At 42.2% G+C, this 18,204-nt stretch carries 24 protein-coding genes; 10 read left to right on the top strand and 14 right to left on the bottom strand.

Annotated features, from left to right (window positions below; all coding sequences use genetic code 11):
- The first annotated feature begins 11 nt into the window (after window positions 1–11).
- The 6 genes from QR722_RS02675 (at window position 12) to QR722_RS02650 (ending at window position 4,855) form a co-directional block, all read left to right on the top strand.
- Window positions 12–1,274, top strand: a complete 1,263-nt coding sequence (locus QR722_RS02675; RefSeq protein WP_286285209.1) for an NAD(P)/FAD-dependent oxidoreductase — start codon at window positions 12–14, stop codon at window positions 1,272–1,274.
- Window positions 1,274–2,002, top strand: a complete 729-nt coding sequence (locus tag QR722_RS02670; RefSeq protein ID WP_286285208.1) for a DUF1365 domain-containing protein — start codon at window positions 1,274–1,276, stop codon at window positions 2,000–2,002. Before QR722_RS02675 ends, QR722_RS02670 begins: the two co-directional genes overlap by 1 nt.
- A gap of 2 nt (window positions 2,003–2,004) precedes the next feature.
- Entirely contained in the window at window positions 2,005–3,258 is a 1,254-nt protein-coding gene (locus tag QR722_RS02665; protein ID WP_286285207.1) for an SAM-dependent methyltransferase, read from the top strand.
- A gap of 82 nt (window positions 3,259–3,340) precedes the next feature.
- Window positions 3,341–3,790: a chalcone isomerase family protein gene (locus tag QR722_RS02660; RefSeq protein ID WP_286285206.1), complete on the top strand. Its 450-nt coding sequence runs from the start codon at window positions 3,341–3,343 to the stop codon at window positions 3,788–3,790.
- Complete coding sequence (locus tag QR722_RS02655) at window positions 3,787–4,338, top strand: DUF3833 domain-containing protein (protein ID WP_286285205.1); 552 nt, start codon at window positions 3,787–3,789, stop codon at window positions 4,336–4,338. The genes QR722_RS02660 and QR722_RS02655 overlap by 4 nt, the downstream gene beginning before the upstream one ends.
- A 109-nt stretch (window positions 4,339–4,447) precedes the next feature.
- Window positions 4,448–4,855, top strand: a complete 408-nt coding sequence (locus tag QR722_RS02650) for a hypothetical protein (protein WP_286285204.1) — start codon at window positions 4,448–4,450, stop codon at window positions 4,853–4,855.
- Between the two features lie 20 nt (window positions 4,856–4,875).
- On the opposite strand, the gene QR722_RS02645 is transcribed toward QR722_RS02650, so the two are convergent.
- The 3 genes from QR722_RS02645 to QR722_RS02635 all read right to left on the bottom strand — a co-directional run bounded on the left by QR722_RS02645 (window position 4,876) and on the right by QR722_RS02635 (window position 10,185).
- Window positions 4,876–6,441 (bottom strand): CotH kinase family protein, encoded by a 1,566-nt coding sequence (locus tag QR722_RS02645; RefSeq protein WP_286285203.1) that lies wholly within the window; start codon window positions 6,439–6,441, stop codon window positions 4,876–4,878.
- Between the two features lie 287 nt (window positions 6,442–6,728).
- Window positions 6,729–7,421 (bottom strand): hypothetical protein, encoded by a 693-nt coding sequence (locus QR722_RS02640; protein ID WP_286285202.1) that lies wholly within the window; start codon window positions 7,419–7,421, stop codon window positions 6,729–6,731.
- Window positions 7,422–7,653: 232 nt separating this feature from the next.
- Complete coding sequence (locus QR722_RS02635; protein ID WP_286285201.1) at window positions 7,654–10,185, bottom strand: Ig-like domain-containing protein; 2,532 nt, start codon at window positions 10,183–10,185, stop codon at window positions 7,654–7,656.
- 465 nt (window positions 10,186–10,650) lie between these two features.
- Here QR722_RS02635 and QR722_RS02630 point away from each other — a divergent pair, with 465 nt between their 5' ends.
- The gene (locus tag QR722_RS02630; protein WP_286285200.1) at window positions 10,651–12,030 is read left to right on the top strand and encodes an NAD-dependent succinate-semialdehyde dehydrogenase; all 1,380 of its coding nucleotides are present in this window, start codon (window positions 10,651–10,653) and stop codon (window positions 12,028–12,030) included.
- A 115-nt stretch (window positions 12,031–12,145) separates the two neighbouring features.
- Here QR722_RS02630 and rpsQ read toward each other — a convergent pair whose 3' ends face one another.
- The 11 genes from rpsQ to rpsJ are packed head-to-tail and all read right to left on the bottom strand — an operon-like array spanning window position 12,146 to window position 17,086.
- Window positions 12,146–12,406 (bottom strand): 30S ribosomal protein S17, encoded by a 261-nt coding sequence (gene rpsQ, locus QR722_RS02625; RefSeq protein WP_286285199.1) that lies wholly within the window; start codon window positions 12,404–12,406, stop codon window positions 12,146–12,148.
- Window positions 12,406–12,597: a 50S ribosomal protein L29 gene (rpmC, locus tag QR722_RS02620; RefSeq protein ID WP_286285198.1), complete on the bottom strand. Its 192-nt coding sequence runs from the start codon at window positions 12,595–12,597 to the stop codon at window positions 12,406–12,408. The genes rpsQ and rpmC overlap by 1 nt, the downstream gene beginning before the upstream one ends.
- Window positions 12,597–13,010: a 50S ribosomal protein L16 gene (rplP, locus tag QR722_RS02615; protein WP_286285197.1), complete on the bottom strand. Its 414-nt coding sequence runs from the start codon at window positions 13,008–13,010 to the stop codon at window positions 12,597–12,599. Before rplP ends, rpmC begins: the two co-directional genes overlap by 1 nt.
- A gap of 2 nt (window positions 13,011–13,012) precedes the next feature.
- Window positions 13,013–13,714 (bottom strand): 30S ribosomal protein S3, encoded by a 702-nt coding sequence (rpsC, locus tag QR722_RS02610; RefSeq protein ID WP_286285196.1) that lies wholly within the window; start codon window positions 13,712–13,714, stop codon window positions 13,013–13,015.
- Window positions 13,715–13,723: 9 nt separating this feature from the next.
- Window positions 13,724–14,053 carry a 50S ribosomal protein L22 gene (gene rplV / locus QR722_RS02605; RefSeq protein WP_286285195.1) on the bottom strand — a complete coding sequence of 110 codons (330 nt, stop codon included), beginning with the start codon at window positions 14,051–14,053 and terminating at the stop codon, window positions 13,724–13,726.
- 12 nt (window positions 14,054–14,065) lie between these two features.
- Window positions 14,066–14,341, bottom strand: a complete 276-nt coding sequence (rpsS, locus tag QR722_RS02600; protein WP_010179506.1) for a 30S ribosomal protein S19 — start codon at window positions 14,339–14,341, stop codon at window positions 14,066–14,068.
- A gap of 15 nt (window positions 14,342–14,356) precedes the next feature.
- Entirely contained in the window at window positions 14,357–15,181 is an 825-nt protein-coding gene (rplB, locus tag QR722_RS02595) for a 50S ribosomal protein L2 (RefSeq protein ID WP_286285194.1), read from the bottom strand.
- A 14-nt stretch (window positions 15,182–15,195) separates the two neighbouring features.
- On the bottom strand, window positions 15,196–15,498 hold the full coding sequence (rplW, locus tag QR722_RS02590) for a 50S ribosomal protein L23 (protein WP_286285193.1): 303 nt from the start codon (window positions 15,496–15,498) through the stop codon (window positions 15,196–15,198).
- The gene (rplD, locus tag QR722_RS02585) at window positions 15,495–16,100 is read right to left on the bottom strand and encodes a 50S ribosomal protein L4 (RefSeq protein WP_286285192.1); all 606 of its coding nucleotides are present in this window, start codon (window positions 16,098–16,100) and stop codon (window positions 15,495–15,497) included. The genes rplW and rplD overlap by 4 nt, the downstream gene beginning before the upstream one ends.
- 17 nt (window positions 16,101–16,117) lie before the next feature.
- Entirely contained in the window at window positions 16,118–16,756 is a 639-nt protein-coding gene (gene rplC / locus QR722_RS02580; protein WP_286285191.1) for a 50S ribosomal protein L3, read from the bottom strand.
- A gap of 18 nt (window positions 16,757–16,774) precedes the next feature.
- Window positions 16,775–17,086, bottom strand: coding sequence for a 30S ribosomal protein S10 (rpsJ, locus tag QR722_RS02575; RefSeq protein WP_006012796.1), 312 nt, complete (start codon window positions 17,084–17,086; stop codon window positions 16,775–16,777).
- Between the two features lie 494 nt (window positions 17,087–17,580).
- On the opposite strand from rpsJ, the gene QR722_RS02570 reads away from it, so the two are divergent.
- The 3 genes from QR722_RS02570 to QR722_RS02560 are packed head-to-tail and all read left to right on the top strand — an operon-like array spanning window position 17,581 to window position 18,172.
- Window positions 17,581–17,736 (top strand): class IIb bacteriocin, lactobin A/cerein 7B family, encoded by a 156-nt coding sequence (locus QR722_RS02570; protein ID WP_286285190.1) that lies wholly within the window; start codon window positions 17,581–17,583, stop codon window positions 17,734–17,736.
- A gap of 17 nt (window positions 17,737–17,753) precedes the next feature.
- Complete coding sequence (locus QR722_RS02565) at window positions 17,754–17,912, top strand: hypothetical protein (RefSeq protein WP_286285189.1); 159 nt, start codon at window positions 17,754–17,756, stop codon at window positions 17,910–17,912.
- Window positions 17,913–17,959: 47 nt separating this feature from the next.
- The gene (locus tag QR722_RS02560) at window positions 17,960–18,172 is read left to right on the top strand and encodes a hypothetical protein (RefSeq protein ID WP_286285188.1); all 213 of its coding nucleotides are present in this window, start codon (window positions 17,960–17,962) and stop codon (window positions 18,170–18,172) included.
- Window positions 18,173–18,204: the final 32 nt, after the last annotated feature.

Genomic DNA, 18,204 nt, shown 5'->3' with positions numbered 1-18,204 from the left:
AATCCATTTAAATGGGTAAAAAAATTGCAATTATTGGCTCGGGTATTTCAGGGTTAACCTGCGCTCACTTGTTACATCAACAACATGATATAACAGTTTTTGAAGCCAATGATTATATAGGCGGGCATACAGCTACCAAAAATGTAGAGGTTGATGGAAAGCACTATGCAATCGATACAGGATTCATCGTATTCAATGATTGGACTTATCCGAACTTCATTAAATTAATGGACAAAATAGGGGTCAAGTCCCAGCCAACTGAGATGAGTTTTAGCGTTAAGAATATTGCACAAAATTTGGAATACAATGGCAATACTCTAAATAGTTTATTTGCTCAACGCCGAAACATATTGCGGCCCAAGTTCTGGCGGATTGTAAGAGATATTCTGCGATTCAATAAAGTGTGTAAGGAAAACGCCCGTAAGAACCTCGACTACGGTGATTTAAGCTTGTTTGAATTCATTCAGCAGCAAAAGCTTAGCGATGACTTTGCATACAACTATATTCTGCCTATGTGCGCTGCAATTTGGTCCACTAGCTTGGAGGATATCAAAGCCTTCCCATTTCAATTTTTCCTACGATTTTTCAACAACCATGGCCTGTTAAATATTACCGACAGGCCACAGTGGTACAGTATTATCGGTGGCTCACGTAGCTACATCGCGCCGCTTACCAAAGGCTTTGAAAGCGCGATTAAACTTAATAGTCCGGTGCAAAGGGTGGTCGCCAGCCAAAGTGGCTATGCTGTTATGGTGAACAACGTGGAACATCAATTCGATGAAGTGATTTTTGCCTGTCACAGTGACCAAGCACTGGCTATGCTATCCGAACCGAGCCAAACACAACAAGACATTTTGGGCAGTATCAACTACTTGCCTAATGAGGTGGTGTTGCACACAGACACAAGTGTGTTACCCAAACGTAAATTGGCTTGGGCCAGTTGGAATTACCTTTTGAAAGGCGACGCACAAGAGCATCAGGCCCCTGCAGTGCTTAGTTATAATATGAACATATTGCAATGCATTGAGTCATCAACAACATTTTGTGTGACCCTGAACAACTCCAAAGATATTGCAGCCGATAAAATACTGGGCCGCTATAATTATGCCCACCCGCAATTTAATCAAACCACTATCAATGCGCAAGCCCGGCGCAACGAGATATCCGGGCAACAGGGCCTGCATTTTTGTGGTGCCTACTGGTACAACGGTTTCCATGAAGACGGTGTACGCAGTGCACTTGATGTCTGTGCAGAATTTGGAACATCGCTGTAATGGACAGCGCAATTTATAGTGGTGAAGTAAAGCATGCCCGATTCGTGCCCAAGTCGCACAAATTCAGCTATCAGGTAAACATGTTTTGGTTAGAGCTTGACGATGTTGACAATATCGAACAAAAAGTCCGTGGCTTTTCAACAAGCAAGTTTGCCCCTATACAATTTAGGCGATCGGACTTTTTAGGCGACCCATCCCTGCCATTGACAGAATGTGTGATTGATAAAATGTCTGAACTTGCAGGGCAACCTTTAACTGGCAAGGTATTCCTGCTCAGCCCCCTGCGAACACTAGGCTTGTATTTTAGTCCAGTGAATTTCTATTATTTGCGCAACCCAGGTGGTAGCTATAGTCATCTGCTTGCCGAAGTTAGTAACACGCCATGGAATGAACGCCACTGTTACCTAGTTGATTTAGATAGCCAGCATGATAGCCAAAAAGAATTCCATGTATCACCCTTCAATCCTTTGGATATGCAATATAAATGGAACATTTCACAGCCGTTACACAGCTTAACAGTAAGTCTGGCGTGTCATCAGCAAACTAAGCATTTTGTCGCTCAACTGAATTTAACGCGCGGCGAATTGAACTCTTCTAGCCTCAGACGCGTAGTGTTAAGGATTCCAAGTATGGCAATTAAAACTGTAGTCGGAATATATTGGCAAGCCCTCAAGTTATTTATCAAGCGCATGCCGATTTATTCCCATCCAGCACAAGGTAAAAAGTAGTTATGGTAAACGGAGAACAGACCCTGAACGCACCTCGTTCCCTGTCGTGGTCGAATAAATTATGTCGTAGCATCATGCTAAGGATCTTTGCCAGCTTACCCCAAGGTCAGTTAGTGATAAAAGAAAACGGTGTTTTCGTTGATGCATTTGGTGAGCGTGACAGTGATCTGCACGCCGAGATTGATATCCATGATATGTCTACCTATAAAAAATTACTTTTTGGTGGCAGCGTCGCCTCTGGTGAAACCTATACTGATGGAAGTTGGACCACGCCCAATCTAACCAACGTCATTCGTATTTTTGCCCGTAATCTTGACATGCTCGATGCGTGGGAATCCAAAATGGAATGGCTGGCACTGCCAATACGAAAAATTCGTCACTTAGCTAACAAAAATTCCCAAACGGGTGCCAAGAAAAATATTTCGGCTCATTATGATTTGGGTAACAAACTCTACACGCGTTTTTTAGATAACAGCATGATGTATTCATCGGCAATTTATCCCGCAGCAGATGCTAGCCTTGCTGAAGCCCAAGATTATAAGCTCAGAGTAATCTGCGAGAAGTTACAATTAAACGAAAGTGACCATCTACTTGAAATAGGCACTGGATGGGGAGGCTTGGCAATTTATGCCGCCAAGCATTATGGCTGCCGCGTCACCACCACCACCATATCTGATGAACAGCACGCCTATGCCAGTCAGTGGATTGCAAGAGAAGGCTTACAAAACAAAATCACTTTACTCAAAGAGGACTATCGCTTACTAGAAGGCCAATACGACAAACTAGTTTCGATTGAAATGATTGAGGCGGTTGGCAAAGAATACCTGCCTACATTCTTCAAAAAGTGCTCAAGCTTACTGAAAAATCATGGCGTTATGTTGCTCCAAGCCATTACCATTAATGATCAGCGACTTGAGAGCTACAGTAAAAATGTCGACTTCATTCAAAAACACATTTTCCCAGGAGGCTACCTCCCCTCCCATTTATTAATCAATCAGCATCTTAAAAGCCATACCGATATGATGATCCGAGACCTACATGATATTGGTTTAGATTATGCGAAGACACTGCAGGATTGGCATCAACAGTTATTAGAAAACAAAGAGGTGTTAGCCACAGAAGGCTATGATGAACGGTTCATGAAAATGTGGCGTTACTATTTCAGTTACTGTGAAGGGGGCTTTTTGGAGCGCACTATCAGCACCGTGCAACTTGTGCTGAGTAAACCTGCTTACTCTGCCGCTCTAACGCGATAATGTCATGATGATGCCACGCTTAACTAGCCCCTATCTAAAATTCATTGTCCTAAGCTTGTTGCTAGCAACGAGTGGTATGTCTATGTCGAATCCTATCGAAGGCTACAAAAAAGTTGGTGAAGCAAAACTGGAAATTTTCTTTCTAGATATTTATCGCTCTGAACTTTACACCCAAACCGGTGATTACCAGCCAAACGAGTTTCCACAAGCTTTAAAGATTCATTATTTGCGTAATATAAAAGCCATAGATTTGGTCGATAGAACCGAGCAAGAATGGCAAAAGTTGGGTGTCAGTCAGGATGATATTGACAGCTGGATTAGTAAACTCAAACCAATTTGGCCAGATATTCGCAAAAACAATGAGCTGTTATTGGTAGTCAACGAAGTAGGTCAAAGCCACTTTTATTTTGATAACAAGCCTATTGGTAGTATTGCAGATAGTAGTTTCGGACCTAACTTTTTGCGTATCTGGCTGGATGAAAAATCCAGTTACCCTGACTTGAGAAAGCAACTAATTGGAGCCAGCAAATGATTAAAAATGCGTTGATAGTGATTATAAGTAGTGTATTTCTAGTCAGTTGCAGTACCTCACTTGAGGAATACAATGATACCAAACCTAACTTCGAGCTAAGCACATATTTCAATGGCAACGTAACAGCCTGGGGCATAGTGCAAGATTACTCCACCAAACTTAGCCGCCGTTTCTGTGTGGATATCATAGGGACGTGGCAGGGCAACAAGGGCCAGTTGCATGAGACCTTTTACTACAATGACGGTGAACAGCAAATCCGAATATGGTCACTTGAGATGTTAGACAATGGCAAGGTAATTGGCAGCGCCGATGATGTTATCGGTCAGGCCTCTGGACAGTCCAATGGCGCAGCATTTAATTGGAAATATACTTTGCGTGTACCAGTAGGCGACACTGAATACGATTTGGTGGTAGACGACTGGATGTATAAAATGGATGAGAATCGGATGATGAATCGCTCATACATGCAAAAATTCGGTATCACAATAGCCGAAATATCGATCTTCTTTGATAAAACTGAGCCTCTAAGACAATGCCAGCCTATTTAAAAAATAGGATGCTGCGATAAAGATAAACTTTGAAAAATGAAATGGCATATGTAATATAAATTATTAGTTGTCAGATAAGCAGAAATATATGCCAAGGGTTATTCGCCTAGTGTTAGCAACAATCGCCGGTTTAGTGATTGGCAGCATAGTAAACATGTCACTCATAATGGTTAGTGGTAGCATTATTCCGGCACCTGCAGGAGCAGATATTACCACTACCGAAGGGCTCCAAGCCTCGATTCACTTGTTTGAGCCCAAGCATTTTATCTTTCCATTTCTCGCTCACAGTATGGGCACATTCGTTGGCGCATTGGTTGCGGCACTGCTGACACCTAGCAGAACGTCTGGACCAGCCTACACTGTTGGTTTTTTGTTTTTACTCGGTGGGATCGCAAGTGTATATATGTTGCCCGCTCCCCTTTGGTTTAGTTGTTTAGATCTTGTCGCAGCATACCTACCGACAGCCTGGCTTGCTCATAGATTAACGTTGCGTCAGCCAGGCATGACTGCAGAATAAATGAGTCGGAGTTAATATAGCTAAAGCCCGTCTAAGGCCTCTTCGAGCCAGCTCATCCTAGCGCTATACCAGCTTTTCAGATGGTCAACTTCCTGTTGATAAGTGCTATGCACAACTGAGTTTGGCCAAACATAAACCCCCAAGGTTTGCCATTTGTCATCATTCTCCTGCTGCGACCACTGTAATTGTTGTGCGTAACTGTCAATTTTATCCAAGATAAGGTTTTGGTTATTTTTAAAATAATCGAAGCGAGCCTTCACTTTGTTTACAAACACTGGGTCTTGAAATAACCGCGCGAACCAAGGATTATCCTTTACCCAAAATCCTTCGGTGTACTGTGAGTCAGCATAGTCGACATTACCGAAGGATAAATCGAAATCCCATAAGGGTCCCATATTAATTTTCTGACCCGGCTTTACATTAAAGTAAATACTCGAATACCACTGCGAGTCGACGTTCTTGGTAATTTCACTGATCAAGTACCAATCGACAAAGGTGTCTACATCGATGTATTTTGCATAGCCGAAAATCGGATCAGCAAAATCCGAGCTGAATAAGTTAGTTTCAAATTGATTAATAAGGGATGATATATATTCATACTCGGCATCATCCGGGCTTATCTCAGGCTCTTTGACTACCACTAAAAAACGTTCAGTATAGAAATAAACATCATCAGGACCTTGGCGGTCGAGTTGATCAATTTCCAGCAAGAATCCATCATCGCCTAGATCAACTCGGTTACTACCCTCTTCGAGTTTTTCAGTAATGTTGTAAGTGCCATTGTATTGGTTGTTAATAAAAACTTCGGCAAACTGACTTCTAGGGGTCCAATCCAAAACACTTAAATAGCCCATTTCAAATGCTATAGTATTTCTGAGCATGGTTTTATCAGAATATTCGGCCAGAAATAACCATTTCTTTTTATCCGGCATCCCTAATACAGATGCTTTATCCTCAAGTTTCATTTGATAAGGCTTTTTCGGATGGATGAACCAGGTGGAATTTCCTCTGCCACGAATTTTCATATCCGCGATGGCGAAATCATCAAATCCACGTCCACCATCAATAGCGAAAGTCCCGGTGACATAATCCTGTTTAGAATTTATTTGTCCTTCACCGTCAATGTTTAGAGAAATAACCGGCAAGCCGGTAAAGGAAATCACATCTACAGAATAAGATGCTTGTCTGCCATCTTCCATTTCAATGTTGTAAGTCAACACTTGTGTAAAGTCGTTTTCAGTTGAGCCATTTACTTGAACAATGTCATTGACCAAAAGTCGTGCGCCGTTATGTTGAACAGTCGCCACCATCTCATTTAATTTAACCCCAACTGGCACTCGACCGCTTACGTGATTGGCCGAAGTGGTCAACGTTATATCAGAACTCAATGCTGGGTTATCTTCTTTGGTAAAGGAAAATTGCGAGATTGTCGGGGCAGGTTTAGGCTGTTCAGTTGATTTAGGCTCCTCAGCACTGCCTCCTGAACCTCCACAAGCAACAAGTAACAGACTAAAAATCGTTGCCACTGTTATACGATTTACTGCTAAAAATGAGTGACTCACCATTCTTGTGGAATAAACAAACATGGATTTCTCTTATTGTTTTGAAAGATCAGTCCATCATTGTTAAAGCAAAGCCTTTGAAGTTAAAAGCCTTTTCTACGCATACTCGGTGAAGCGTCCCCTAGGATGAGATAAACGCGCATATTATTAGTGGGCTTGTTATATAGCACCTTTAAATCGATGTAAGGAATTGAGCATTAAAAGTAGCCGTTATGCACTAAAACAGACGCAAGAAGAGCTAAAAATCACTCGCCAGGATATGTGCTTATTTACAACACACTATTATGATTTGGGTTGGTTGGAAGATTTACTTACTGCAACTCATTTTTATGTTGCTTAGCCGTTCGCTCTTTTAGTGCTTCTTGCAACGCCTGTGAAACCTCATCTGCCATAAACTGATACTTTTTGATCAGTACGTGGTACAGATTAAACTGATGAAGCTTTACATGTTGAAAATCGGCGGTTTGAATCCGCCATAATTCGTCGCTGGTAGTAGGGTAGATAGCGTAGTCGAAGCGTTTTTCGGTAATAAATTGCGGGATCAATGAAAGATTATTAACCGTGTAAAACTGATTTTTCACCTCTCCTTTATAACCATTTAGAAAGCCATTTTTTGAGGCTACCGTTGATACCAATATTTGCGTTTCATCGAGTAACACAGATTCCGAACAAGGCGAATTCGGCTGACATAATAGAGTGTAAAATGCTGTGGTGACCGGTGGTTCTACGAAGAATATGTTTTCGTAATCGGTTACCTCGCTCAATAGATATCCCACATCCCCATCAATCAAATTATCCTCTAATAGCCGTAAATTCCTATTTGAAGGTTGGGCGATAAAATGAGTTTTTATATCTAATTTTTGGTAAGTCGACTCAATAAGCGGAACTAAATAATTTACCATCGTAGGATGATCAACGTATGAAAAGGTCATTTTTGTTGGACGAAGTGATTCTTCTCCGCACACGCTCAATGTAAGGAATACCAGAAGTACTAGTTTATTCATTTCCCTGTTCCAAAGGCCTAATTGCTCAACTTAGTTACAATTACCATTTTGGCGCAGCAGGCAAATGCATCAGATTATTCCTCAGTGATTGAGTGTAACCTAGTTATAGCAAAAACATAAAACAGTCGTGCGAAAAACGTACGATTAGATGTGAAAAATAGATAGTTGTAGATAAGAACTATTAAAGCTTAAAGCCGGTATAGCAAGTACCGGCTTGCTGTGTGATTGTGCGTTAGTTACCCGAATACAAAATACTATCCTGCCAATCGCTAGATAACTCACTTACATCCATTATCTTAAGACGAGTAATGGTGGGATGCCTGTAGATAAGCAGTTCATCATCGGTGATCACTCCATCCACATTATAATCGCGCCATTGTTGCCAATATTCGACGACAAAAACAGCGTCATCGCTGATTTGATTAATAACCGTTAACTGTTTTAAAGCGATGGTGTCAGGGTCATAATAAACTGGAATAACCAAATCAATTTGGTTATTGATGCTACTCCATGTCAAAGGGCTTAAAGAGTCACCACTTGACGTAACGTCTGCGAAGCCAGTGTAATCTGCAGCGAGATACAATCCGGAAAAATGCAATGGCCGATGACCTTTCCAACCCGCAGCATATCGATTGGCATTGGTGTAATTGAGCATCAATGGGTATTCCAATTGGAGTTGCTCAACCAAACTAGCCGAATCACTTTCAAACTTAGCCATTGAACCTGCAAAGCGTTCAACTAGTTTTCCATCTTTTGAAACACTGACAACTGTTTCTAAGGTTACAGATTTCCTTTTATACGGAGTATATAGCAATGTTTCACTGTCGTTGGACAATTGCAATGTGCCACTACTGATGCTCCAATTATAAGTCGACTGCGTGTATTTTCCCATCGCAGTGCCGTCTGGACTAAAGGTAAAAATATCCACCCCCACATTTCCATAGGTACTATCGTAATCTGGTGCATAACGCACCGGCAGCGCCCAAGTGCCGTGCAAATTTTCTGCATCTGTCAAGCTAACCTGCTGCTGCGAGGCGACGGTCATTTCAACAAATGAGGTTTCAGATTCAGTTTGATAAGGCGTATCGCCCTGCCAACTTAAACCTTCAGGCAGCGCTAATGTACAAGTGCTTTCAGTACGTTTCTGGGCTTGAAAATAATTCTCTGAAACAGATATAGGTTTATAAACGTCCTTATTAGCACATACGTAATCTATATAGCCTGTTGGAAATTTGTCAGGGTTTTGTTGATAAAGCTGGTATATATACGCTCCCACACTAGGTTCAAAGCCATACAAGCTATTTTGCGTTATTGCATAACTGTTTTCGACCAGCTGTGGAAATTGATGCGCTAATGAGCCTGACACCACTGACCAATCCATCGTTAAGGTATCAAATCTGTGCTGATTAACAGTTCCAGCAGATGCCGATACATAATCAATTAGTTTTGGAAATTGTGCACTATAACCAGGCTGAGTGATTTTGCTTTCTACAACTTGGCCGCCAGCAAACATTTCAGGTACAAGTGCCAGTGGTCCAGTCAACAACGCAATCGACTGTTCTTTTGCAGTTGCTAAATCAGCTTCATATTTATTTGAATAATTAAATGCGTTATTTGAGAAACCTAAAGAGATTAGATAGTCATTGACCAGAGCTTGAACTGACTCATCATCTTGAGTTAATAGTGATTCTATAGTTTGCCCGTCTTCAAGAGTGTAATCAGGGTGATCTACCAATAGTTTGATAAAAGCTGCAATTTCTAATACTTCTTCAAAATTCAATTCTGCCTTGGCCGCTTGTAACTCGGCGTTGTTAGTAAGACTAAGGCCTTTGTCCCGTAATAAAAAAGATTCGGCTGTTGAAACATGAGTGATGTTTAATCTAGGTACATCACTGCTGGTCACTATTCTTTGCGCATCGCTGTTTTGCACTAAGAAAGCACCAGTGCCAAGATAACTTTTTAAGGTCACATATTGCTGCCCATTCGCTTCAATGCCTTGCGCAGAAATAACCATCATTGCATTTAAGTCTTCCACTGTGACATTTAAGCTATAAAAGCCTTGGTTATCCGCTGTGGTGTTAAAACTTTGAGTGCCGACACTCAGATTAACCAGAGCCCCAGCAATAGGCGCATCAATAACTTGCCCCTCGATAGTTAGGCTTTGTTCCATCGTAATAGAAACTTGGGCGGTATCTGTATATTCACCATCACTAATGACGTATGTAAAGGTATCGGTGCCGATGTATCCTGTTTGAGGAGTATAAATTATGCTGTTTTGTGAAATCTCAGCCGTACCATTACTTGGCGCTATAGAGACTTCTGAAATTGTTAAGCTATCGCCATCAAGGTCGGTATCATTTAGTAATACCTCAATGGTGGTGACTTGATCATTGCTGATAGTCACCGAATCCGGCTGAGCGCTTGGAGCACGATTGTCCAACATGAATGAAATAGTTACTACGCAGTCCTGGGTTATTGCGCCGGTATTAAAAACATTGTTTTCTAAACTACCGTCGCAGCCAACTGCCTCAGATACCGAATAACCTTCATCAGCAGTTAACTTAAAGGCTGTGGAATCACCTTCTTCAACCATTACTTGTGTTTCTGATACGCTTCCACCATCGGAGGAGGTTACACTGACGGAATACTCTACTTTAGGTGGGTCAACCACCTCTTCATTACTACTGTTTCCACAGCCAGTAAGTGCCGTAATTAGAGAAACTAATAAAAATTTATTTATATTATTGGATACAAAGTTACACATTAAAATTCCTTTATATTTATATGTATTTTAGATTTAGTCTGGTTCTGGGCAACTAAATTGGAGATGGCTCTCGCACAAAGTTAATCTCAAACTAAGACAGAGTAATATTTGTTATATCTGAAAAATCAAAACCTCGACAGTGGCAGTACGTTATCATTTTATACACTGGAATAGGATAATTTTTGGATCGGAAATCCCGAGTTCATTTGTTTCGGTACCACTATCCTTTTAATCCACGCCATCACTAGGCGCCCCTTAAGTCTGTCATTTTTTCACGTTTTGCTTGTAACAATAGCTCACACATTGACTCACTGTTGTAACTAAAAAAATCATTCACTCAATCACTTTGATTATAAAACAAGTTTTATCATGTATTTCAGCTTGTTAGCGTTAGATCAGTTTTATACACAGTGGCGGCACCCAAATTGCTTATTAGCTTATGTATTTAAATAAACAGGAGCTAATATGAGTAACACAGTTACGACAGTGAATCCCTATACTGAAAAGAATCTTTCTGAATATAAATTACTGAGCAAATCCCAAGCAGAACATCAAATCAAGTTATCTGATGATTGTTTCCAAACATGGAAACTGACCTCTTTATCTGAACGGGCAAAACTTATGCACGCCTTGGCAGATGAGATTGAATCTGCTGAAGATGACTTGGTGGAGCTGATGGTATCCGAAATGGGTAAGCTTGCGTCTCAAGGTAAGCAAGAAGTTCAGCTTTGTGCGGCAATTTGTCGCTATACCGCCGATGAAGCTAGCAAAGAGCTAGCGGATGAAGATCGCGACTTTGAACCAGGCAGAGCAATAGTTACCAAACAACCTATCGGGGTTATTTTGGGTATTCAGCCGTGGAATTTCCCTTTATATCAAGTTATCCGTTACAGCGCATGCAATATAATGGCCGGTAACACGACCGTACTTAAACATGCATCTAATGTATTTGGTATGTCTCAGTTAATCCAAAATCTTTATGAAAAAGCCGGTTTCCCGAAATATTGTTACCAGTCACTACTATTGGATGGCAAAACTGTTAACGAGCTTATCTCGAATAAACACATCCGTGGTGTGACTTTTACCGGTAGTAATGAAATAGGTAAAAAAGTAGCTGAAACCGCGGCTATACATTCTAAAAAAACAGTTTTAGAGCTTGGTAGTAATGATGCTTTCATGGTGCTTGATGATGCAGATTTAGCTACAGCGGTTGAAGCTTGTGTTAAAGGCAGAATGATCAACAACGGTGAAACCTGTGTATCGGCGAAACGCTTCATCGTTACAGAGAAAAATTACGACGCCTTTAAACAAAAGTTTGTTGAAGCAATTAAGGCCATGAAAATGGGTGACCCAAATGATAAAGATACAGATTTGGGGCCTATGGCACGGGAAGATTTAAGAGACGAGCTACACGAACAGGTTACAACCTCTATTGAGGCTGGCGCTTCAGCGGTAGTTGGCTGTGAAATACCAGATCGTCAAGGATATTTTTATCCACCATCACTGTTAGAAAATGTCAAACCCGGTATGCCCGCATATGATGATGAATTATTTGGTCCTGTGGCAGCTCTTATTAAAGTAAAAGATGACAAAGAAGCTATGCAAGTTGCCAATGATTCACGCTACGGCTTAGGTGGGGGCATTTTTAGTAAGGATGTTGATAAAGCTATTGAGCTGGCCAAGTTTCATTTTGATACAGGAATGGTCAACATAAATGGTTACGGCTTAGCCCAACCTAACTTACCCTTTGGTGGAGTTAAATCCAGTGGTTATGGACGTGAACATGGTGGGTTCGGAATTACCGAATTCGTCAATGTAAAATCGATAATGATAACTGAAGCTTAAGTAATATCGGGGTCGGAGTGAATATTGCAGAATCTTGAAAATTTACTCCGACCCCTTTAAGACAAAAAAGGCGCTAACCTTGCGGAAAGCGCCTTTTTTAATTGACTTATAAAGCTTACGCGATGGTAGCTTTAGTCACTACGTTAACCAAAGTCCAGTTTTTAGACTTAGACAAAGGGCGACATTCACGTATTGTTACTACGTCACCTTCGTTACATTGGTTAGTTTCGTCATGGGCGTGTAACTTAGTAGTACGCTTGATGAATTTCCCATAAATTGGGTGCTTCACTTTACGCTCTACAGCAATAGTAATGGTTTTATCCATTTTATTGCTAACCACACGACCTTGCACTGTACGAACACTTTGTTCAGTCATTATGCATCAGCCTTTTGTGTTAGAATAGTTTTAACACGCGCGATGTTGCGACGCACTTTACGTAACTGATCAGTTTTTTCTAACTGTCCAGTGCTGTGCTGCATACGTAAGTTAAACTGTTCGCGAAGCAAGTTAATTAGCTCTGCGTTCAATTCTTCTACGTTTTTGTCTTTCAGTTCAGCCGTCTTCATTACATCACCGTCCGAGTTACAAAGGTTGTCTTAAATGGCAATTTAGCCGCTGCCAATTCAAACGCTTCGCGAGCCAATGATTCTGGAACACCTTCCATCTCATATAACACACGACCTGGTTGAATTTGGCAAACCCAGTACTCAACGTTACCTTTACCTTTACCTTGACGCACTTCTAGAGGCTTCTCAGTAATTGGCTTGTCAGGGAAAACTCGAATCCAAATTTTACCTTGACGTTTAACGTGACGAGTCATAGCTCGACGTGCTGCTTCGATTTGACGAGCAGTCATACGACCACGTCCAACCGATTTCAGACCGTAAGTACCGAAGCTAACTTTGCTTCCCGCAACTGCCAGACCACGGTTGCGGCCTTTATGCATTTTACGGAATTTCATACGTTTAGGTTGTAACATAATTAGCCCTCACGCTTAGCAGAACGGCCTTTCTTCTTAGGTGCTGGAGCTGGTTGCTCTTGTGTAAGAGGCAATCCGCCCAATACTTCACCTTTGAAGATCCAAACTTTAACGCCAATGATACCGTAAGTAGTCAAAGCTTCCGAAGTTGCATAGTCGATATCAGCACGGAAAGTGTGTAGTGGTACACGACCTTCACGATACCATTCTGCGCGTGCAATTTCTGCTCCGCCCAAACGACCGCTTACTTGAACCTTGATACCTTTAGCACCTAGACGCATTGCATTTTGTACTGCACGCTTCATAGCACGACGGAACATTACACGACGTTCTAATTGGCTAGAAATACTATCAGCAACAAGTTGGCCATCTAGTTCAGGTTTACGCACTTCAGCAATATTGATCTGAGCTGGCACACCGGCTAGCTTAGATACATGTTTGCGAAGTTTCTCTACATCTTCACCTTTCTTACCGATAACAACACCAGGGCGAGCAGTGTGAATAGTCACACGAATACTTTTCGCTGGGCGCTCGATAACAATTTTAGAAAGAGACGCGTTCTTTAATTCTTTAGTCAGGTATTTACGTACCTGGTGATCATTAAACAGGTTGTCCGCATAATCCGCTGTGTTAGCGTACCAGGTAGACGTCCATGGTTTGCTGATACCCAGGCGTATACCTGTAGGATGTACCTTCTGTCCCATTACTATCTCCTAGTCGGCTACTACAACAGTTATATGACTGCTGCGTTTAAAGATACGATCAGCACGGCCTTTGGCTCTTGGCTTGATACGCTTCATAGTTGGGCCTTCATCAACGAAGATTTTTGCGACAGTCAACTCATCGATGTCTGCGCCTTCATTGTGTTCAGCGTTCGCAATCGCTGACTCTAATACTTTCTTAATTAGAGTGGCACTTTTCTTCGGGCTATAAGCCAGAACTTCAAGTGCTTTTTCAACGTGTAAACCGCGAATTTGATCTGCAACCAAGCGTGCTTTCTGAGCCGAAGAACGGGCAAAACGATGTTTAGCTAAAGCTTCCATAATTTTTTCCTCTTATCTCTTCGCTTTCTTATCCGCGACATGGCCGCGGTAAGTACGCGTTGGAGCAAATTCGCCCAACTTATGGCCAACCATTTCGTCAGAGACGAAAACAGGTACGTGCTGGCGACCGTTATGGACCGCAATGGTCAACCCAATCATATCTGGGATGATCATGGAGCGACGAGACCAAGTTTTAATTGGTTTCTTGTCGCTCTTTTCCACTGCAGCCTCTACCTTCTTCAGCAAGTGCAGGTCAATAAATGGACCTTTCTTGAGAGAACGTGGCATGGTGAATCCTCGCTGTTACTTGTTACGACGACGTACGATAAGCTTATCGGTACGCTTGTTACTTCGGGTTTTCTTACCCTTAGTCGGGACACCCCAAGGTGAAACTGGATGACGGCCACCAGAGGTACGACCTTCACCACCACCATGTGGGTGATCTACTGGGTTCATGGCTACACCACGAACTGTTGGACGCACACCGCGCCAACGTGTTGCACCAGCTTTACCTAGTGAACGAAGCATATGTTCAGCATTACCAACTTCACCAATGGTGGCGCGGCAATCAGTTAGAACTTTGCGAACTTCACCAGAACGCAGACGAAGTGTTACATAACCTTCGGCACGCGCTAAGATTTGTGCATATTGTCCTGCAGAACGAGCAATTTGAGCGCCTTTACCAGGCTTCATCTCAATGGCGTGTACAGTTGTACCCACTGGGATGTTGCGCATAGGCATTGAATTACCCGCTTTGATCGGAGCATCAGAACCAGACTGAATATCTTGTCCAGCTTGAGCGCCTTTCGGTGCAAGAATATAACGACGCTCACCATCAGCATAAAGCACAAGTGCAATATTAGCTGAACGGTTAGGATCGTATTCCAAACGTTCAATTTTGGCTGGAATGCCATCTTTGTCACGTTTGAAGTCAATTAAACGATAATGTTGCTTGTGACCACCACCAATGTGACGCACGGTAATGCGACCATTGTTGTTACGACCACCAGACTTGCTGTTTTTCTCAAGCAATGGTGCGTAAGGTGCGCCTTTATGCAGATCAGGGTTTATAACCTGAACTACGTGACGACGACCAGCAGAAGTCGGCTTAGCTTTCAATAATGGCATGTCTAATCCCCTTCCTACTCTGCGCCACCGACGAAGTCGATGTCTTGACCTTCTTTAAGCATAACATATGCTTTTTTCCAGTCGCTACGCTTACCAAAAGACTGACCGTGACGCTTGGTTTTACCCTTCACGTTCAAGGTACGAACACTGTTAACTTCAACTTCGAACAGTTTTTCAACTGCCGCTTTGATTTCAGCTTTGCTCGCGTCTTTTACGACTTTGAATACAACAGCGTTGTTGCCTTCAGCAGCCATGGTTGATTTTTCAGAAACATGCGGTGCTAAAAGCACCTTGAGTAAACGCTCTTCAGAGATCATGCTAACGACTCCTCTAGCTGTTTAACCGCATCGGCAGTGATTAACACTTTCTCGAATGCGATTAAGCTTACTGGGTCGATGCCTTGAACGTCACGAACGTCAACTTTATACAAGTTGCGAGCAGCTAAGAACAAGTTCTCTTCTACTTCAGCCGTTACGATTAGCACGTCATTAAGCTCAAGTTCATTAAGCTTAGCAACTAGTGCTTTAGTTTTTGGTGCATCAACACCGAATTTTTCTACCACAATCAAGCGATCTTGACGTACCAATTCAGATAGGATGCTACGAATAGCTCCACGGTACATCTTTTTGTTCACTTTTTGACTGTGATCTTGAGGCTTGGCTGCAAATGCGCGGCCACCACCAACCCAAATTGGGCTGCGGATTGTACCAGCACGAGCACGGCCAGTACCTTTTTGACGCCAAGGCTTTTTACCACCGCCGCGAACTTCAGAGCGTGTTTTTTGTGCTTTAGAACCCTGACGGGCGCCTGCACCGAAAGCCACTACTACTTGATGTACTAGGGCTTCGTTAAAATCACGTCCAAAGGTCGCTTCGGAGACTTCAAGAGCGCTGTTGGCGTCTTTCAATACTAATTCCATCACTTAACTCCCAGACGTTACGCTTTAACTGCAGGCTTTACGATTACATCGTTGCCTGGAGCGCCAGGTACAGCACCTTTAACTAGAAGAAGGTTATTCTGTGCATCAACACGTACCACTTCCAAAGATTGAGTAGTCACAGCTTTATTGCCCATTTGGCCAGCCATTTTCTTCCCTTTGAAAACTTTACCAGGTGATTGGTTTTGACCAATCGAACCAGGAGCACGGTGAGACAAAGAGTTACCATGCGTATTACGTTGGTGACTAAAGTTCCAACGTTTAATCGCACCAGCAAAACCTTTACCTTTTGAAGTACCCGCGACATCAACTAATTGAGCATCAGCAAAAATTTCAACAGTGATTTCACTGCCAACTTCTATGCCTTCGCCTTCGTTGTCATCTAAACGGAACTCCCACAAACCACGGCCAGCTTCCACGCCAGCTTTAGCAAAATGACCTGCTGCAGCTTTATTAACGCGGTTCGCTTTTTTATCACCAGCGGTTACTTGTAGCGCACGATACCCATCTGTTTCCTCAGTACGTAACTGAGTTACACGGTTTGGGGTCGCTTCTATAACAGTCACAGGAATTGAAACACCATCTTCAGTGAAGATGCGAGTCATACCTACTTTACGACCGATAAGACCAATCGCCATTGTTAAAACCCTCTCTTGTTAGCCCAGGCTGATTTGAACATCAACACCGGCAGCCAAGTCCAATCTCATCAATGCATCAACTGTTTTATCAGTTGGTTCAATGATATCTACCAAACGCTTATGGGTACGGATTTCATACTGATCACGTGCATCTTTATTTACGTGAGGTGAAGTCAATACCGTGTAGCGTTCTTTGCGAGTAGGTAGTGGAATAGGACCGCTAACCTGAGCACCAGTACGTTTCGCAGTTTCAACGATTTCAGCCGTAGACTGATCGATCAACTTGTGATCAAACGCTTTCAAACGAATACGAATTCTTTGATTTGGCATCGATTAAGCTCCAACCGAAAGAACAAAAAAAACCATCCACACCAACCTATCATAAGGTGGGAGGATGCATGTAAACCGATGACCCCCAATTGGGGTCTTGTTCATATTTTCCGATGTTTGTATTAGCTTTAAAAGTTAATACGCTTTCCGGAAATCACTACCCTCATTAGGGCAAGTGGGCGCGAATTATACATGGGTGGTATCTTTATGCAAGTCTTAAGCGACTAAAAATTGGATAAATCATAATCAATGGGCTTTGCGGCGCGTCAGGGGGTGCTTTGAGCTGACTGACGTGAATTAAACCAAAAAACTGTACCATAGGACAGGTGTTTTTTGACTATTCTCATTCTAACCTTTTGATTATCTTCTATTGAAACTTTTGCATATAGATGATGAAAGTTATCCAACAGTGCGACCAGAGTTTAATAGTAGGTACTAACACTAATGGCTAAACAGCTATTAGCTTTTAAATCTAAATCAAAAGGAATTCGCAAATGCGAGAATTGAATGAAATGCAATTAGAAGAAGTAAATGGTGGGGTGGCACCTTTAGCTGTAGCACTTGGCGTAATAGGTTATGCACAAGCACTTTCAGCGGCCAGTAAAATTGGTCTTGGTATTGGTTATGGTATTTATGATGCAACCCATTAATCTAAAAGGACGCAACTATGCAAGTTATGACAGAAATTGAATTACACCATGTGTCAGGTGGCTTTGAACTAATTGATATTGGCTATGCTGTTGGTTATGGCGTTGGAAGTGTTATCCATGCCATTGGCAGTGCTAGTTATGGTTTCGGAGTTACTATTTACGAATGGACTCATTAAAAATAACTTCAAGGGGCCTTAGCCCCTTGCTTTAAATGGAGAAAGATATGGACCCTAAATTACATACGTTTATAAACTGGATGTTGTATATCCCAATTACCCTTGCCTTAATTCAGGTGCTTGGTAGCTGGATTGTTGATGGTACCGAGATACTCGGTCATCCAGTGTCACATAGTGCGATGTTATTGACCATTCTCGGTTTTTTATTCAACCAAAATGTGAAACCACGTGAGCCGGATGAAACGCAAACTGATTCTTAGGTTTTGTTAATGAATACACTCGGTTATAGTTA

It is taken from the genome of Aliiglaciecola sp. LCG003 (assembly GCF_030316135.1).
Classification (GTDB): Bacteria; Pseudomonadota; Gammaproteobacteria; order Enterobacterales; family Alteromonadaceae; genus Aliiglaciecola.
The sequence above is the reverse complement of the archived record's forward strand: the minus strand, read 5'-3'. Positions and strand labels throughout refer to the sequence as shown.

Coding starts and splice junctions, on each gene's coding strand:
- QR722_RS02675 (WP_286285209.1), top strand. CDS start 12: ATGGGTAAAAAAATTGCAATTATTGGCTCGGGTATTTCAGGGTTAACC.
- QR722_RS02670 (WP_286285208.1), top strand. CDS start 1,274: ATGGACAGCGCAATTTATAGTGGTGAAGTAAAGCATGCCCGATTCGTG.
- QR722_RS02665 (WP_286285207.1), top strand. CDS start 2,005: ATGGTAAACGGAGAACAGACCCTGAACGCACCTCGTTCCCTGTCGTGG.
- QR722_RS02660 (WP_286285206.1), top strand. CDS start 3,341: ATGTCGAATCCTATCGAAGGCTACAAAAAAGTTGGTGAAGCAAAACTG.
- QR722_RS02655 (WP_286285205.1), top strand. CDS start 3,787: ATGATTAAAAATGCGTTGATAGTGATTATAAGTAGTGTATTTCTAGTC.
- QR722_RS02645 (WP_286285203.1), bottom strand. CDS start 6,441: ATGTTTGTTTATTCCACAAGAATGGTGAGTCACTCATTTTTAGCAGTA.
- QR722_RS02640 (WP_286285202.1), bottom strand. CDS start 7,421: ATGAATAAACTAGTACTTCTGGTATTCCTTACATTGAGCGTGTGCGGA.
- QR722_RS02635 (WP_286285201.1), bottom strand. CDS start 10,185: ATGTGTAACTTTGTATCCAATAATATAAATAAATTTTTATTAGTTTCT.
- QR722_RS02630 (WP_286285200.1), top strand. CDS start 10,651: ATGAGTAACACAGTTACGACAGTGAATCCCTATACTGAAAAGAATCTT.
- rpsQ (WP_286285199.1), bottom strand. CDS start 12,406: ATGACTGAACAAAGTGTTCGTACAGTGCAAGGTCGTGTGGTTAGCAAT.
- rpmC (WP_286285198.1), bottom strand. CDS start 12,597: ATGAAGACGGCTGAACTGAAAGACAAAAACGTAGAAGAATTGAACGCA.
- rplP (WP_286285197.1), bottom strand. CDS start 13,010: ATGTTACAACCTAAACGTATGAAATTCCGTAAAATGCATAAAGGCCGC.
- rpsC (WP_286285196.1), bottom strand. CDS start 13,714: ATGGGACAGAAGGTACATCCTACAGGTATACGCCTGGGTATCAGCAAA.
- rplV (WP_286285195.1), bottom strand. CDS start 14,053: ATGGAAGCTTTAGCTAAACATCGTTTTGCCCGTTCTTCGGCTCAGAAA.
- rpsS (WP_010179506.1), bottom strand. CDS start 14,341: ATGCCACGTTCTCTCAAGAAAGGTCCATTTATTGACCTGCACTTGCTG.
- rplB (WP_286285194.1), bottom strand. CDS start 15,181: ATGCCATTATTGAAAGCTAAGCCGACTTCTGCTGGTCGTCGTCACGTA.
- rplW (WP_286285193.1), bottom strand. CDS start 15,498: ATGATCTCTGAAGAGCGTTTACTCAAGGTGCTTTTAGCACCGCATGTT.
- rplD (WP_286285192.1), bottom strand. CDS start 16,100: ATGGAATTAGTATTGAAAGACGCCAACAGCGCTCTTGAAGTCTCCGAA.
- rplC (WP_286285191.1), bottom strand. CDS start 16,756: ATGGCGATTGGTCTTATCGGTCGTAAAGTAGGTATGACTCGCATCTTC.
- rpsJ (WP_006012796.1), bottom strand. CDS start 17,086: ATGCCAAATCAAAGAATTCGTATTCGTTTGAAAGCGTTTGATCACAAG.
- QR722_RS02570 (WP_286285190.1), top strand. CDS start 17,581: ATGCGAGAATTGAATGAAATGCAATTAGAAGAAGTAAATGGTGGGGTG.
- QR722_RS02565 (WP_286285189.1), top strand. CDS start 17,754: ATGCAAGTTATGACAGAAATTGAATTACACCATGTGTCAGGTGGCTTT.
- QR722_RS02560 (WP_286285188.1), top strand. CDS start 17,960: ATGGACCCTAAATTACATACGTTTATAAACTGGATGTTGTATATCCCA.